Below are 14,951 nucleotides of genomic sequence, written 5' to 3' on the forward strand. Positions count from 1 at the left end.
GCGGTGAGGGCGAGCGCGGCCACCGCGGCGGTTTTCCCGATCGTTTTCGCCATGCGGCCCACCTTGCCGAGCCCGCCGTCGTTCGCACATCGGCCGGTCAGCTCGATCGGGCTGACCCGAAAGTCGTACGGTGATCACCGTGCGACTGCTGCTGCTCGACGCCTGCCTGGCGATCGCGGTCGCGGGCGCGCTCGGGCTGGAGGCGCTCAACCGCGTGACCCGGCCCCCGCTGTGGCAGCTGACCATCGTCGCCGTCCTGGTGCTGTTGCTGCTGCGGCGCCGGTTCCCGCTGGTCACGCTGCTGGCGATGGCGGTGCTGGCCTGGTTCGAGCCGACGGCGCAGCTCGCCATGGTCTTCACGCTCTACACGGTCGCCGCGCTCCGGGGGCCGAAATGGCCGACGGCGGTCGCCGTGGGCGCGGACCTGGTGCTGGCGTTCGCCACCTACCGGCCCGGCGACCTCCAGGACTGGGAGATCGTCGGCTTCGTCCTGGCCCTGACGCTGCTCCTGCCGCTGCTCGCGGGCCTGTGGATGCACCAGCGCGCCGTACTGGTCGACGCCCTGCACGACCGCGCCGACCAGGCCGAACGCACCCGCGACCTGCTCGCCGAACGCGCCGTGACGGCCGAGCGCCGGCGGATCGCGCGCGAAATGCACGACGTGGTGGCCCACCGCGTGAGCATCGTCGCGCTGCAAGCGGGCGCGCTGTCGGTGCGCGCGCCCGACGAGGAGACCGCCCGGCTCGCCGAGGTGATCCGCGAATCGAGCGCCGCCGCGCTCACCGAGCTGCGCGACATCCTGCGGGTGCTGCGCGAGGAGGAGAACGAGCCGAAGGCGCTGCCGAGCCCGACGCTCGACGGGGTCGCGCAGCTGGCCGGCGACCTCGCCGCCGCGGGCGCGGACGTCGACACCGAGGTGCCCGATCCCCTGCCGCAGGTGCCGGAGAAAGTGGGCCGGGCGGCGTACCGGATCGTGCAGGAGGCCCTGACCAACGCGGCGAAACACGCACCGGGCGCGCCGATCCGCGTCCGGCTTGCGCTCGACACCGGCAAGCTCGTGGTCGAGGTGGCCAACGCCCTCGGTGCGTCGGCGGGGCTGCCCGGCGCGGGCTACGGCGTGATCGGCATGCGCGAGCGCGTGACGCTGGCCGGCGGCGCGCTGCGCGTCGGTCCCGACGGTTCGGGTGACTACGTGGTGCGCGCGGTGTTCCCGCTCGCCGGCGGCGCGTGAGACGAGGAGGACGCTGCGGTGATCAAGGTCGTGCTGCTGGACGATGAGGTGCTGGTGCGCAGCGGCATCCGGATGATCCTCGAGTCGGACCCGGAGATCCGCGTGGTCGCGGAAGCGGGCGACGGCACCGGCGTCGCCGAGCTCATCGCGCAGCACCGGCCCGACGTCGTGCTCACCGACATCCAGATGCCCGGCGTCGACGGCCTCGAGGTGACCCGCGTGGTCACCGAGCTGCCCGAGGCGCCGGCGGTGGTCGTGCTGACCACGTTCGACCTCGACGAGTACGTGCACACCGCGTTGCGCCGCGGCGCCACCGGGTTCCTGCTCAAGGACACGCCGCCCCGCGACCTGGTGAACGCCGTGCACGTGGTGCGCCGCGGCGAGGCGATGCTGTCGCCGGCCATCACGCGGCGGCTGCTCGGCGAGTTCGCCTCGGGCGGGGCCACGGAGAGCGCGAAGGCGCGGCTGGCGGCGCTGACCTCCCGCGAACGCGAGGTCGCGGTGGCCGTCGCCGAGGGCTGGAGCAACGCGGTGATCGCCACCAAGCTGGGCGTCAGCGAGGCCACCGTGAAGGTCCACCTGGGCCGCATCATGTCCAAAGTGGAAGCCTCGAACCGCACCCAAGTGGCGATCCTCGTGCACGATGCCGGTCTTGCCTGAATCGTTGTCGCGCAAGCGGTGCCCGGTTGGTTACGATCATGCCCGGGTCGGGGGATTCCACGGAGAATTCAGGGGACCCCCATGTCCGATTCAGTCCTGCCGCCCAAGCCGACCGGGCCGAGCTACCAGGACGCGCCACCGCCACCGCCGCCACCCGCGACGGGCAAGACCAACGGTTACGCCATCGCCTCACTGGTGCTCGCGATCGTCCCGCTGCTGAAGGTGCTCTTCGGCTTCGCGCTGGCGATCCCGGGGATCAGCCTGCTGCTGAGCGTGATCTTCGGTGTCGTCGCGCTGCGTCAGATCCGGCGCACCGGCGACAGCGGCCGCGGCCTGGCCATCGCGGGCCTCGCCCTGTGCTGTGCGTGGCTGCTGACGCTGATCATCACCGCCGGCAACTCCTCCGGTTCGAGCAGCGAAGACGCCGCCATCGACGAGTTGTCGGGCGGCGGCAACAGCGTGTTCTCGGCCGAGCAAGGCGAGTGCTTCACCGGCTACGACAAGCTGACCAGCGACATCGCCAAGGTCTCGTGCGACGTGGCGCACGCCGACGAGATCTATGCCGTGGTGCCTCTGCCGGAGTCCGAGAGCTATCCCGGCGAGGAAGCCCTGTCCACGCTGAGCCGCCAGTACTGCACCACGGCGCAGTCGGGGTTCTTCGTCGACACCACGATGCCGGCGGACCTGGTGATGGGTGTGTACTACCCGCCGGCCGGATCGTGGCAGAACCAGAACCGCTCGGTGGTCTGCACCCTGGAATCCAAGTCGGGCGTGCTGAACGCCCCCGTGGTGCACTGACGGTCACGGCGCGCCGGGTGGGACGAACGGCAACCCGTCCGGCGCACCGTTTTCCAGCAGCTGCAGGAGCTGCCGGGTGTCCACTTCAGACTCGATGGCGTCGGCAAGGCGCTCCAGCATGTCCTCGCGCAGCACCGCGAACCCCGGTGCGTCCGGGGCCGGTGTCCAGTCGACACCGGCCTGCGCCGCCGCTTCGGTGAGCCAAGCGCGGCGGAAGCCGTCGTTTTCGAAGGCGCCGTGCCAGGTCGTGCCCCACACGGACCCGACGCGAAAACCATCCAAAAAGGACTCTTCGGCGGGGCCCGATGCCGTGCCGTGGTGGATTTCGTAGGCCTCGACCCGGTGACCGCGCCACTCGCCGACCGGGCGGCCGAGCACCTTCTCCCCCGCGAACGTCACCTCGGTGGGCAGCAGGCCGAGTCCGTCGACCGTTCCGGCGCGGGATTCGACGTCGTCGTGGATGGTGGCGGCGAGCATCTGGTAGCCGCCGCAGATGCCGAGCACCGGGCGGCCGGCGGCGGCCCGCGCGGTCACCGCGGTGGCGAGGCCGCGCTCACGCAGCCAGCGCAGATCGTCCACCGTGGCGCGGGAACCGGGCAGCACCACGAGATCCGCGGCGGCGACCGTGTCGGGGTCGGCGGTGAGGCTCACCGTCACGCCGGGTTCGGTGGCCAGCGCGTCGACGTCTGTGGCGTTCGAGGCCCGCGGGAAACGCACGACGGCCACCCGCAGGCCACCACCCCGTGGCGCTTCGCGGCGCCAGCCGGCCGCGGCGAGCGCGTCCTCCGAATCGAGCCACACGCGGTCGAGCCACGGCAGCACCGCGAGCACGGGCCGGCGGGTCACGGCTTCGAGGCTCTTCAGCCCCGGGCGCAGCAGCCCGACATCGCCGCGGAACTTGTTGACGACCCAGCCCGCGACCAGCGCCTGGTCTTCCGGTGACAGCAGCGCGAGCGTGCCGAACATCGCCGCCAGCACGCCGCCGCGGTCGATGTCACCAACGACGAGCACCGGCAGCGAGAACCGCCGCGCCAACCCCATGTTCACGTAGTCGCCGCCGCGCAGGTTGATCTCCGCGGGGCTGCCCGCGCCCTCGCACACGACCACGTCGAAGCGGGAGCTCAGGTCTTCGAACGCGCCGAACGCGATCTCCGCCAGCCCGGCTCGACCGGTCGCGTACTCGCCGGCTTCCAGCGTGCCGAAGGGTTTCCCGAGCGCGATCACGTGGCTGCGCCGATCGCTGCCCGGCTTGAGCAGCACGGGGTTCATCGCCGCTTCGGGCTCGACGCGCGCGGCGCGGGCCTGCAGCCACTGCGCGCGGCCGATCTCCGCACCGTCGGCGCAGACCATCGAGTTGTTCGACATGTTCTGCGACTTGAACGGCGCCACCCGCACACCGCGGCGCGCGAGCCAGCGGCAGAGCCCGGCCGTGACCAGGCTCTTCCCCGCGTCGGACGTCGTGCCGGCGACCAGCAGCCCGCTCATCGCGCCGCCGCCACCGCTGCCGCCACCAGCGCCGCCGCCGCGCCGGCCACGCGCGACAACCGCACCGCGCGCCGCAGATCCACCGGCTGGGGCGCGCGGCCGTCACCGAGCGTGCCTCGGTTCTCGACCTCACCGCCATAGCTGTTGGTGCCACCGAGGCGCAGGCCGAGCGCGCCGGCGAACGCCGCTTCGACCTGGCCGGCGTTGGGGCTCGGGTGGTGGGAGCCGTAGCGCCGCCACGCGCGCAGCGACGCCCGGACCTGCCCGCCCGCGAGTGGCGCGGACAAAGCGGTGAGCACGGCGCCGGCCCGTGACGGGACGAGGTTGACGAGGTCGTCGAGGCGCGCCGCCGCCCAGCCGAAGTTGCGGTGGCGCGGCGAGCGGTAGCCGACCATAGCGTCGAGCGTGTTGAGCGCCCGGTAGCCGAGCAGGCCGGGGAGGCCGGCGACGGCACCCCACAGCAGCGGCGCGACGACGGCGTCGGACGTGTTCTCGGCGATCGACTCGGTGGCCGCGCGGGTGAGCTCCGCGGTGTCCAGCTCCGACGCGTCGCGCGCACACAGGTGCGAGAGGCGGGCGCGCGCGGCGGGGACGTCGCCGGCGACGAGCAGCCGCGCCATCTCGCGGCCCTCCGCGGCGAGGCCACGGCCGCCGAGCACCACCCACGTCGCGGCGGCGGTGAGGGCGAAGCGCGCGAAGGGGCTTCGGCGCGTGCTCACCTGAGCGGCCACGCCCAGGCCCGTCGCCGCTCCCGCGCAGACCGCCGCGTACGCCGCTCCGCGCGGCTTCGAGTCGGCCCACCAGCGACGTTCCAGCGCGCCGGCCCAGCTGCCGAACAGCGCGACCGGGTGCCCGCGGCGGGGGTCACCGAAGAGTGAGTCGGCCGCGTATCCGGTGATCAGGCCGGCCGCTGTGGCGGCTTGTCGGAGTGGCACGTGGCGAACGGTAGCGCGTGCACGAGAATGCCGGGTATGACCAAGCTGACGCACCGGCTCGCCGGGTATCTCGAGACCCTGGCGCGGACCCTCCGCCGGTACGGACGCGACGACGGCAAGGTGCTGGTCCTCGGCGGCGTCCGCTCGGGGAAGTCGAGGCACGCGGAGCGGATCGTCGCGCACCACACGCACCTCGTGTACGTGGCCCCCGGCCTCCCACCGAGCGACGACGACCCCGAGTGGGCTGCCCGCGTCGCCGCGCACAAGGCGCGGCGGCCCCGCCACTGGACCACGGTGGAGACCACCGACCTGGCGACCGTGCTGCGCACGGCGACGAGCCCGTTGCTCATCGACTGCCTCGGCACGTGGCTCTCGCGCGTGCTCGACGAGGTCGGCGCGTGGGCGGGCAAGCCCGGCTGGGAACGCCGTCTCGACGACCGGCTCGAGGACTTCCTGGCCGCGTGGACCCAGGCGCGCGTGCCCGTGGTGGCCGTGAGCAACGAGGTCGGCAGCGGTGTGGTGCCCGCTACGTCGTCCGGACGGCTGTTCCGTGATGTGCTGGGCGCACTCAACAACCGGGTGTCCGCCGAGTCCGACCGGAGTCTGCTGGTCGTGGCCGGGCGGGTGCTCGAACTGCCGTAAGGAGTCCGCCGTGCCGCGTTTCGACATCCCCGTGCCCGACGCCGCAGCCCGCGCCGCCGCGCAGGAGCGCCTCGACGGCCTGGTGAAGCCACTCGGCGCGCTGGGCCGGCTCGAGGAGCTGGCCGCGTGGCTCAGCGCCGCCCACGGCGTGGTGCCACCGCGCCCGCTCGACGACGTGCGGGTGGTCGTCTTCGCGGGCGACCACGGGGTGTCGGCGCAGTCGGCCTACCCGCGTGAGGTCACGGCGGCGATGGTGCGGGTGTTCCTGGCCGGGCGCAGTGGCGTCACGGTGCTCGCCGAGCAGGTCGGCGCTCGCGTGCGCGTGGTGGACATCGCGGTTGATGCGGACGCCTCGGACGTTCCGGCTTCCGTGACGGCGCACAAGATCCGCCGCGGCTCGGGCGCCATCGACGTCGAGGACGCCCTCGCCCCGGGGGAGGCGCTCGCGGCGTTCGAGGCCGGGCGCGCCATCGCGGCGGAGGAGGCGGACGCGGATCTGCTCATTCCCGGCGACATGGGCATCGGCAACACCACGATGTGCGCGGCCCTCGTCGCGGCCACGCTCGGGCTGCCCGCGGCCGAGGTCGTCGGCACGGGCACCGGCGTGTCCGGGACGGCGCTGGACACGAAGACGGCCGTGGTCGAGGCCGCGGTGCAGCGTGCCGCGGGGCGGGTGGCCGATCCGTTCGAGCGGCTGACGGCGCTGGGCAGCGCCTGTGTCGCGGCCACCGCGGGGTTCCTGGTGGAGGCGGCCGTCCGGGGCATCCCCGTGCTGCTCGACGGCATCTTCTCCGGCGCGGCCGCGCTGGTCGCCCGGGACATCGCGCCGGGTGCCGAGCAGTGGTGGCTCGCGGGACACCGCTCGACGGAGCCCTCGCAGGCATTCGCGTTGAAGGCACTGGGCCTGACGCCGATCCTCGACCTGGGCCTGCGGCTCGGCGAAGGCAGCGGCGCCGTCCAGGCCGTGCCGACGCTGCGGGCGGCGCGGGCGATCATCGCGGACATGGGGTTGCTGGCGGACCTCGCGTGAGGGCTGCCGGCACGCGGCTCGAAGGATTCGGGTGCGCGCTTGCCGCGGCGTGGCGCGGCGCCGCGAGGACCTCGGCCGTTCTCGGGTGCCGCGGTTGCGCAGGGCTGCGAGCGGGGAGCCGGTGAAGCTCTGCGACGCGCTGCGGCTGGCCGTCGGCACGCTGACCACCGTGCCCGTCCCGGCCCCGCGCGTCATCGATCGCGGCGTGGCCGGGGCGGCGATGGTGCTGGGCCCGGTCGCGGCGGTCCCGCTCGCCGCGGCCGCGGGCCTGGTCGTGGCCGGCGGCGTGGCCGTGGGACTGCCCGCGCTCGCCGTCGCCGCCCTCGCGCTGGGAGTCGTGGCTCTGGGCAGCCGCGGCCTGCACCTCGACGGGCTGGCCGACACCGCGGACGGGCTCGGCGCCTCCTACGACCGCACCAAAGCCCTCGACGTCATGCGCCGCGGCGACTCGGGCCCGACCGGCGTGGCGACGCTCGTCTTCGTGCTCCTGGTGCAGGCCGGCGCTTTGACCGGCGCCGTGGCGGCGGGCCACGGCGCCGTGGCCGCCGTGGTCGCTGTGCTGGCCGGCCGGTGCACGCTGTCGATGTCGTGCGCGCGCGGCGTGCCGTCCGCCCGGCCGCAGGGGCTCGGTGCGACGGTGGCGGGATCCGTGCCGCGGGTGGTCGCGGTGGCCGTCGGCCTGGCGGCCGCCGCGCTCGCCGCCCTGGCACCCGGCTTGCCGTGGTGGCAAGGGGTGGCCGCGGTCGGCACCGGTTACGTCGTGGCGGCGGCCTTGCTCGCCCGGTGCGTCCGGCGTCTGGGCGGAATCACCGGTGACGTCCTCGGCGCCGGTGTCGAGGTGGCGGTGGCGGCGGCGCTGCTCACGCTCGCCGTCTGAGCCGCATCCGGTGCCGGTCGACGACGACGGGCTAGCCGAACGTGAACACGTACGCTCCGGCACCGGGTTCGAGGAACGTGATCTCCAGCGTCCGCTCGCGGACCTCGTCGTGCTGGCGCACGAGCTGGTAGAGGCGGGCGTCGCGGAGCAGGCCGCGCCCGTCCGCATCGACGTCCACACCGTGTGCCGGGCCTGGAGCCTCGCCGTCGAGAGCCACGAGGAAGGGAATCGGCGCTCCCGCGCCGCGAGCCAGCACGAGATGCGCGTCGCGCGCGTGGAACCGGTAACTGATGCTCCCGCCGGCCTCGGCGAGGACGACACTCTCGGGCCCGATCGTCCACACCCCGGTGAGGCCCCAGGTGCCGAGGCGCACGCCCTGCGGCGGGAGCTCGTAGGCGCGTCGTTCGTCGAACCCGACGCGCCCCGGCGACGCGAAGTGTTCACCCCGCGCGTAGCCGAGATACGTCTCGAGCGTCCGCAGGTGATCCCAGTCGGCCTCGGCCTCCACGCCGTGCCCGGCGACGGAGACGAGCTCGCGCTCGACGCCCAGCAGCCGCTGGATGACGCGCTCCGACTGCTCGTAGCGTCCTTCACCGAAGTGGTGGTCGCGGATGATGCCGTGGGCGTCCACGAAGTAGAGCGCCGGCCAGTAGTGGTTGTCGAACGCGCTCCAGATGGTGTAGTCGTTGTCGACGGTGACCGGGTAGTCGATTCCCCGCTCGGACGTCGCCTGGCGCACGCGGTCGATCTCATGCTCGAACGAGAACTCCGGCGTGTGGACCCCGACGACGATCAACCCGTCGTCCCGATAGGCCCGCGACCAGGCACGGACGTAGGGCTCCTGACGCAGCCAGTTGATGCAGGTCAGCGTCCAGAAGTTGACGACGACGACGTGACCGGCCAGCTCGGCGGGGCCGAGTGGCTTGGAGTTGAGCCACTCGGCCCCGCCGAGTGCGGGCATGCTCGCGCGCGCGGATACCGACATCTAGCGCACCGACCGCAATCCGGCGCGGACCTCGGACGCGAACAGCTTCGGCTGCTCCCAGGCGGCGAAGTGCCCGCCCTTGTCAAGCCGGTTGTAGTGGATGAGCCGGGGATAGGCCTCCTCGGCCCAGCTGCGCGGCACCTGGTAGAGCTCATCGGGGAAAACGCTCACCGCCACCGGGACGGAGACGCCTTTCGGGTCGAAGAAGCCGAGCTTGTTCTCCCGGTAGAGACGACCCGAAGAGACCCCCGTGTTCGTCAACCAGTAGTGGGTGATGTTGTCGAGCACGTCGTCGCGGGTCAGTCCCTCGGACTGTCCGTCGAAGACCCGGGCGATCAGCGCCAGGCTGGCCGAGTCGTGGTCGAGCATCCAGGCGGCGAGGCCGATGGGGGAATCGGCGATTCCGTAGAGCGTCTGCGGATGGGTCCCCATTTCGAGGGCGTAGGCCACGTCCGTCGCGAAGAAGTCCCTCAGCTTTTCGTAGAGCCGGGTTCCCTCCTCGGACAGATCGGGTGGCGCCGGGCCGCCGGACTGCACGGCCTGGGCGACGTCGGGGCGGACGGCGCCGGGGAAATTGGTGTGGATGCCGATCAGGCCCGCCGGCGCCTGCGCACCCATCAGGTCGACGATCTGCCCACCCCAATCGCCGCCCGAGGCGACGTAGACGTCGTATCCCAGGCGCTTCATCAGCTCCGCCCAGGCGCGCGCGATGTGCTCGGGGCCCCAGCCGGTGACGGCGGGCTTGCCCGAGAACCCGTAGCCGGGCATCGACGGGATCACCAGGTGGAAAGCGTCCGCTTCGCTCGCGCCGTGGGCCGTGGGATCGGTCAGCGGACCGATGATCTTCAGCTGCTCGATGACCGAACCCGGCCAGCCGTGCGCGACGAGGAGCGGCAACGCGTCTTCGTGTTTCGAACGAACGTGGATGAAGTGGATGTCGAGGCCGTCGATCTCGGTGATGAAGTGCGGAAGCGCCTTCAGTCTCTCCTCACACCTGCGCCAGTCGTACTCCGTCGCCCAATACCGGGCGAGCGCCTGCATCGTCTCGAGCTGCACGCCCTGCGAGATGTCCGGGACGGGTTCCTTCTCGGGCCAGCGAGTGGCCAGGACGCGCGCGCGCAGATCTTCTAGATCCGCTTCGGACGTCTCGACCGTGAACGGCCGGATCGCTTGATCGTGCGCTGCCCCTTCAGTCGTGACAGACATTCGTCTCCTTGGCGGGACGGGTGCGGTGGTCGATGTCGCGTTTGCCGGGCAAGACGCGAAACCCGGTACTGTGCCACCGGACCACCGCCGGTTCCTCACCCGCAACGAGTGATACGCACGGCTTCCTCGTGCTCGCCGGCTACAGCGAGCGGGCCAGCGCGGCGATGAACCCGTCGGTGACTTCACGTGAGCGGACGGCCAGCCGCAGGTGCCGGGAGCCAAGGCCGGGGAAGGTGTCGCCGCGGCGGACCGCGTAACCCGCCTCGCGCAGCCGGGTGCGGAGATCGTCGTCGGGGCCCTCGACGAGCACGAACGGTCCCCTCGGGTCGCCGAGCGCGGCCAGGCCCAGCTCGGCGAGGCGGGAGACGAGGTAGTCGCGGTCGGCTTCGGCGGCGGTGGCGAGTTTTTCCGCTTCTTCGAGGGCGGCCGGGCGGCAGCAGGCGACCGTGGCGACGGCCGCGAGCGTCGAGACCGACCACGGCGGCTGGACCGAGCGCAGGCGAGCGAGGACGTCGGCCGGGCCGAGGACGTAACCCGCGCGCAGGCCGGCGAGGCCCCACGTCTTGGTGAGGCTGCGCAGCACCACCACGCCGTCGAGCGGCGAACCCGCCAGGCTCTCGGCTTCGCCGGGAATCGCGTCGAGGAAGGCCTCGTCGACCACGAGCAGGCGGCCGGGCCGGATCAAGGCCTGGAGAACGCCGGCGGGGTGCAGCACGGACGTCGGGTTCGTCGGGTTGCCGACGAAGACCAGATCCGCTTCGTCCGGAACCGCCGAGGGGTCCAGCACGTAACCGTCCGAAGCGGACAGAATTACGCGCGAGACCTCGTGCCCCGCGGCGCGCAACGCGGCCTCGGGTTCGGTGAACTGCGGGTGCACGACCACCGCGTGCCGCGGCTTCAGCGCCGAGGCCAGCAAGGTGAACGCCTCGGCCGCCCCCGCCGTGACCAGCGCTTCGGGCACCGGACGGCCGTGCCGCGCGGCGGCGGCAGCCTGGGCCGCCGACGAATCGGGGTACACGGCCAGACTGTCCACAGCGGACACCAGTTCCCGCCGCAGCCACTCGGGCGGGCGGGCCAGCCGGACGTTCACCGCGAGGTCCACCAGCCCCGGCCCGACCTCGCGATCGCCGTGGTGGTGGAGGTCGTAGTCCGCGGAGTCAGCCACGCGAGGCCACCTGGGCGAAGGCGCGTACGTGGGCGGCGAACCGTTGCGCCAGCTCCGGATACCCGGCCCAGTGCACGTGCAGGTAGGACGCGTGCAGCGACGCGGAAGCAAAGCCGTCCACCGTCCGTTCCCAGCCCCACGCCGGCGACGGACCGGCTCCGGGCGTGAGCTCGGTCCGGTGGAACTCGTGCCCGGTCACACGCTGACCGGCGACGGCGAGCACGTTGTCGGCCAGCGAAACCGCCGTCCGGTACCCGAGCTTCCCGCGTTTGGTCATCACCGCCGTCGCGTCGACGATCCCGGCCATCGGCAGCCCGTCCAGCTCACGGCACAGGTACAGCAGCCCCGCGCACTCGGCGCTCACCGGCATGCCCTGCGCGACCGCGTCCGCCACCGCCGTGAGCAGCGGCTTGTTCGCCGACAGCTCCGCCGCGTGCACCTCCGGGAACCCGCCGCCGAAGTACAACCCGGCGCAGCCTTCGGGCAACTGCTCGTCCCGCAGCGGATCCACGTCGACGACGTCCACGCCGAACGAGGCCAGCAGCTCGGCGTTCTCCGTGTACCGGAACGTGAACGCCGGCCCGGCCGCGGCGGCCACCACCGTTCGCGGCCCCGCGAAGTCACCGGGGGGTGTCCACACGGGACCGGTCAACGGCGGCGCCGCCCGCGCGACCCGGACCACGGCCTCGAGATCCACTCCACCGGCCACCCACGACGCCAGCTCCGGCATCACCCGCTGCGAGTCGGCGGCGCGCTCGGCGGCGGGCACCAGGCCGAGGTGGCGGCTCGGCGCGTGCACGTTCTCGTTGCGCCGCAACGCACCGAGCAGCGGCACGCCCGTGGCTTCCAGCGCCGACGCGATCTCGTCCTCGTGCCGCTGCGAACCGAGCTTGTTGAGGATCACGCCGGCGAGGCGCACGCGCGTGTCGTAGTTCGCGAACCCGAGCACGGTCGCCGCGACGCTGCGCGAGGCGGCCGAAGCGTCGACCACCAGCACCACCGGCGCGTCGAGCACCCGGGCGACGTGCGCGGTCGACGCGTACCCCTCCGTGCCGAGCGCGCCGTCGAACAGTCCCATCACGCCCTCGATCACGGCGATGTCCGCACCCTCGGAACCGTGGCGCAGCAAGGGAACCAGCCGGTCCTCACCCTGCAGGAACGGGTCGAGGTTGCGCGCGGGACGGCCGGTGGCCAGCGCGTGGTAGCTCGGGTCGATGAAGTCGGGCCCGACCTTGTGCCCGGACACGCGGTGCCCGGCCGCGCGCAACGCCGCCATCAGCCCCGCGGCGATGGTGGTCTTGCCGTGCCCCGAGCCGGGCGCGGCGATGACCACCCGCGCTACCACTCGATCCCCCGCTGCCCCTTCTGGCCCGCGTCCATGGGGTGCTTGACCTTCGTCATCTCGGCCACCAGGTCGGCGGCCTCGACGAGCTCCGGCGGCGCGTAGCGGCCGGTGATCACCACATGCTGGTGCCCGGGCCGGGAGACCAAAGTGGACACCACGTCGCCGACCTCGAGCCAGCCCCACTTGAGCAGGTAGGAAAACTCGTCGAGCACGTAGAAGTCGTGCGTCTCGGCGGCGAGGCGGCGCTTGATCTCGGCCCAGCCCTCGCGCGCGTTGGCGGCGTGGTCCTCGTCGGAGCCCTGCTTGCGCGTCCAGCTCCAGCCCTCGCCCATCTTGTGCCACTCGACGGGCCCGCCCTCACCCGTCTCGTCGTGCAGCTTCCCGAGCGCACGGAACGCGGCTTCCTCGCCGACGCGCCACTTCGCCGACTTCACGAACTGGAACACGCCGATCGACCAGCCCTGGTTCCACGCGCGCAGCGCCATGCCGAACGCGGCGGTCGACTTGCCCTTCATCTCGCCAGTGTGCACGGCGAGCAGCGGACGGTTGCGCCGCTGGCGAGTGGTGAGCCCGTCCTGCGGGACGACGGCCGGTTTCCCTTGCGGCATCAGGCAGCCCTCCCGGTGCGATCACGAACCGCGGCGGCGAGCGTCTCGGCCGCGACCTCGGCGAGCGGCACGTGCTCGGCACCGAGGTGCCCGGCCAGCTCCGCCGCGAGCCCGAGGCGCATCCGGCCGCTCTCGCAGTCCATCACGATGGTGGTGACGCCGGCCAGCAATCCCGCCGCGGCCTGCGACCGCGCGACGGCGTCGGCTCCGCTCGTGGCCCGCCCGTCCGTGACGAGCACCAGCAACGGACGACGGCGCGGATCGCGGATCGCCTCCACGCGCAGCACGCGCGCGGCTTCCAGCAGCCCTTCCGCGAGCGGCGTGCGGCCGCCCGTCGGCAGTCCTTCGAGCCGTGCGGCCGCGGCTTCGACGCTGATCGTCGGCGGCAGCGCGAGCTCGGCCGAATCACCACGGAAGGTGACGAGCCCGACCTTGTCGCGCCGTTGGTAGGCGTCCAGCAGCAGCGACAGCACCGCCGTCTTGACTTCACGCATCCGCGTGCGCGCCCCCATGGAGCCCGACGCGTCCACGCAGAACAGTACGAGGTTGCCTTCGCGCCCTTCGCGCAACGCGAACCGCAGATCCTGCGTACGCACGAGAAGTCCCGGGCCACTGCGACCGCGGGACCGCTGGTGCGGCGCGGCGGCCCGCATCGTGGCGACGAGGTGCGGGCGGCCGTCGCGGACGCTCGGCGGCTGGACCCCGATCGTGCGCCCGGTGTCGGTGATGGCCCGCGACCGGCGGCCGCGCTCGCCTTCGCCGGTGCCCTTTACCCGGAACACGCGCGCCCGGAACGTCTCGCCCGAGCCGACCGTGCTCTGCGGTCCGGAACCCGTCCCGTCGCCGGGTTGCGGCTGCTGCTGAGGTGCGGGCTGGTCCCCCGGCGGCTGCTCGCCCTCCGCGGCCGGCGGCTGGGTGCCCGAGCCGGGCCCGTCGTCCTCCGGACCGGGACCGGGATCCTCGGGCGGCTGGGCGTCCTGCAACGCCTGTTCCAGCTGTTCCTCGGAAATCCCCGGCGCGTCGAACGGGTTGCGGCGGCGCCGGTGCGGCAACGCGAGCCGCGCGGCCACGCGCACGTCCTCGGTGGTCACCTCGTTGCGCCCGGCCCACGCCGCGTGCGCGACGGCCGTGCGCGCCGTGACGATGTCGGCCCGCATCCCGTCCACTTCGAACGACGCGCACACCTCGGCGATCTGCCGCAGCGCGTCGTCGGGCAGCTTCACCGCGGGCAGAAGCCGTTGTGCCGCTTCGATGTCGGTCGCCAGCGCCGCGTCCTCGGCGGCATACGCGCTCGCGAACCCGTCGGGATCCGCCTCGTACGCGAGCCGCCGGCGGACCACCTCCACGCGCTGCTCGGGCTCCCGGCTGGACGCGACCTCGACGGTCAGCCCGAACCGGTCCAGCAGCTGTGGCCGAAGCTCGCCTTCCTCGGGGTTCATCGTGCCGATCAGCACGAACCGCGCCGCGTGCGACACGGACACGCCCTCGCGCTCCACGGTGGCGCGGCCCATCGCGGCGGCGTCGAGCAGGGTGTCGACGAGGTGGTCGTGCAGCAGGTTGACCTCGTCCACGTAGAGCAGGCCCCGGTTCGCCGCGGCCAGCAGTCCCGGCTGGTAGTCCGTGACACCTTGCGCCAGCGCCTTCTCCAGGTTCAGCGACCCGACGACCCGGTCCTCCGCCGCGCCGACGGGCAGCTCCACCAGCCGCGCCGGCCGCCGGTGCGCGGGCGCGTCCGCGGGGTGCGGACCGTCCGGGCAGACGGGGTCGGGCGCGGCGGGATCGCACGAGAACCGGCAGCCGTCCACCACGTCGAGCTGGGGCAGCAGGCCGGCGAGCGCACGCACCATCGTCGACTTCGCCGTGCCCTTCTCGCCCCGCACCAGCACTCCGCCCACGGCAGGTGAGATCGAGGACAGGATCAGCGCCAGGCGCAGGTCCGGCATCCCGACGACGGCGGTGAACGGGTACGGCTTCAAGAGCTCTC

14 protein-coding genes are annotated in these 14,951 nt (G+C 73.0%); 6 read left to right on the forward strand and 8 right to left on the reverse strand.

What is annotated here, in order from left to right; genetic code table 11:
* Window positions 1-130: 130 nt before the first annotated feature.
* The 3 genes from AB0K15_RS28710 to AB0K15_RS28720 all read left to right on the forward strand — a co-directional run bounded on the left by AB0K15_RS28710 (window position 131) and on the right by AB0K15_RS28720 (window position 2,689).
* Window positions 131-1,231: a histidine kinase gene (locus AB0K15_RS28710; protein WP_364056984.1), complete on the forward strand. Its 1,101-nt coding sequence runs from the start codon at window positions 131-133 to the stop codon at window positions 1,229-1,231.
* Between the two features lie 18 nt (window positions 1,232-1,249).
* Complete coding sequence (locus AB0K15_RS28715; RefSeq protein ID WP_364056987.1) at window positions 1,250-1,891, forward strand: response regulator transcription factor; 642 nt, start codon at window positions 1,250-1,252, stop codon at window positions 1,889-1,891.
* Window positions 1,892-1,972: 81 nt separating this feature from the next.
* The gene (locus AB0K15_RS28720) at window positions 1,973-2,689 is read left to right on the forward strand and encodes a DUF4190 domain-containing protein (protein WP_364056990.1); all 717 of its coding nucleotides are present in this window, start codon (window positions 1,973-1,975) and stop codon (window positions 2,687-2,689) included.
* Window positions 2,690-2,692: 3 nt separating this feature from the next.
* On the opposite strand, the gene AB0K15_RS28725 is transcribed toward AB0K15_RS28720, so the two are convergent.
* Both AB0K15_RS28725 and AB0K15_RS28730 read right to left on the reverse strand, forming a co-directional pair.
* Window positions 2,693-4,174, reverse strand: coding sequence for a cobyric acid synthase (locus tag AB0K15_RS28725; protein ID WP_364056993.1), 1,482 nt, complete (start codon window positions 4,172-4,174; stop codon window positions 2,693-2,695).
* Window positions 4,171-5,109 carry a cobalamin biosynthesis protein gene (locus AB0K15_RS28730; protein WP_364056996.1) on the reverse strand — a complete coding sequence of 313 codons (939 nt, stop codon included), beginning with the start codon at window positions 5,107-5,109 and terminating at the stop codon, window positions 4,171-4,173. Before AB0K15_RS28730 ends, AB0K15_RS28725 begins: the two co-directional genes overlap by 4 nt.
* A gap of 36 nt (window positions 5,110-5,145) precedes the next feature.
* Between AB0K15_RS28730 and AB0K15_RS28735 the strand changes: the two genes are divergently transcribed.
* From AB0K15_RS28735 to AB0K15_RS28745, 3 genes are all read left to right on the forward strand, one after another.
* Window positions 5,146-5,751 carry a bifunctional adenosylcobinamide kinase/adenosylcobinamide-phosphate guanylyltransferase gene (locus AB0K15_RS28735; RefSeq protein WP_364056999.1) on the forward strand — a complete coding sequence of 202 codons (606 nt, stop codon included), beginning with the start codon at window positions 5,146-5,148 and terminating at the stop codon, window positions 5,749-5,751.
* Between the two features lie 10 nt (window positions 5,752-5,761).
* Window positions 5,762-6,781 (forward strand): nicotinate-nucleotide--dimethylbenzimidazole phosphoribosyltransferase, encoded by a 1,020-nt coding sequence (cobT, locus tag AB0K15_RS28740; RefSeq protein WP_364057002.1) that lies wholly within the window; start codon window positions 5,762-5,764, stop codon window positions 6,779-6,781.
* Between the two features lie 145 nt (window positions 6,782-6,926).
* Window positions 6,927-7,658 (forward strand): adenosylcobinamide-GDP ribazoletransferase, encoded by a 732-nt coding sequence (locus AB0K15_RS28745; RefSeq protein ID WP_364057140.1) that lies wholly within the window; start codon window positions 6,927-6,929, stop codon window positions 7,656-7,658.
* Window positions 7,659-7,689: 31 nt separating this feature from the next.
* On the opposite strand, the gene AB0K15_RS28750 is transcribed toward AB0K15_RS28745, so the two are convergent.
* The 6 genes from AB0K15_RS28750 to AB0K15_RS28775 all read right to left on the reverse strand — a co-directional run bounded on the left by AB0K15_RS28750 (window position 7,690) and on the right by AB0K15_RS28775 (window position 14,943).
* Window positions 7,690-8,643 carry a redoxin domain-containing protein gene (locus AB0K15_RS28750; protein WP_364057005.1) on the reverse strand — a complete coding sequence of 318 codons (954 nt, stop codon included), beginning with the start codon at window positions 8,641-8,643 and terminating at the stop codon, window positions 7,690-7,692.
* Window positions 8,644-9,849 carry an epoxide hydrolase family protein gene (locus AB0K15_RS28755; protein ID WP_364057008.1) on the reverse strand — a complete coding sequence of 402 codons (1,206 nt, stop codon included), beginning with the start codon at window positions 9,847-9,849 and terminating at the stop codon, window positions 8,644-8,646.
* 139 nt (window positions 9,850-9,988) lie between these two features.
* Window positions 9,989-11,014 (reverse strand): Rv2231c family pyridoxal phosphate-dependent protein CobC, encoded by a 1,026-nt coding sequence (cobC, locus tag AB0K15_RS28760; protein ID WP_364057011.1) that lies wholly within the window; start codon window positions 11,012-11,014, stop codon window positions 9,989-9,991.
* Window positions 11,007-12,347 carry a cobyrinate a,c-diamide synthase gene (locus tag AB0K15_RS28765; RefSeq protein ID WP_364057014.1) on the reverse strand — a complete coding sequence of 447 codons (1,341 nt, stop codon included), beginning with the start codon at window positions 12,345-12,347 and terminating at the stop codon, window positions 11,007-11,009. Before AB0K15_RS28765 ends, cobC begins: the two co-directional genes overlap by 8 nt.
* A gap of 5 nt (window positions 12,348-12,352) precedes the next feature.
* A complete protein-coding gene (gene cobO, locus AB0K15_RS28770) occupies window positions 12,353-12,967 on the reverse strand; it encodes a cob(I)yrinic acid a,c-diamide adenosyltransferase (RefSeq protein ID WP_364057017.1) in 615 nt (204 codons plus the stop codon).
* Window positions 12,967-14,943, reverse strand: a complete 1,977-nt coding sequence (locus AB0K15_RS28775) for a putative cobaltochelatase (protein ID WP_364057020.1) — start codon at window positions 14,941-14,943, stop codon at window positions 12,967-12,969. The genes cobO and AB0K15_RS28775 overlap by 1 nt, the downstream gene beginning before the upstream one ends.
* Window positions 14,944-14,951 lie beyond the last annotated feature (8 nt).

The sequence above is a fragment of the Amycolatopsis sp. NPDC049253 genome, from assembly GCF_040678995.1.
GTDB lineage: Bacteria > Actinomycetota > Actinomycetes > Mycobacteriales > Pseudonocardiaceae > Amycolatopsis.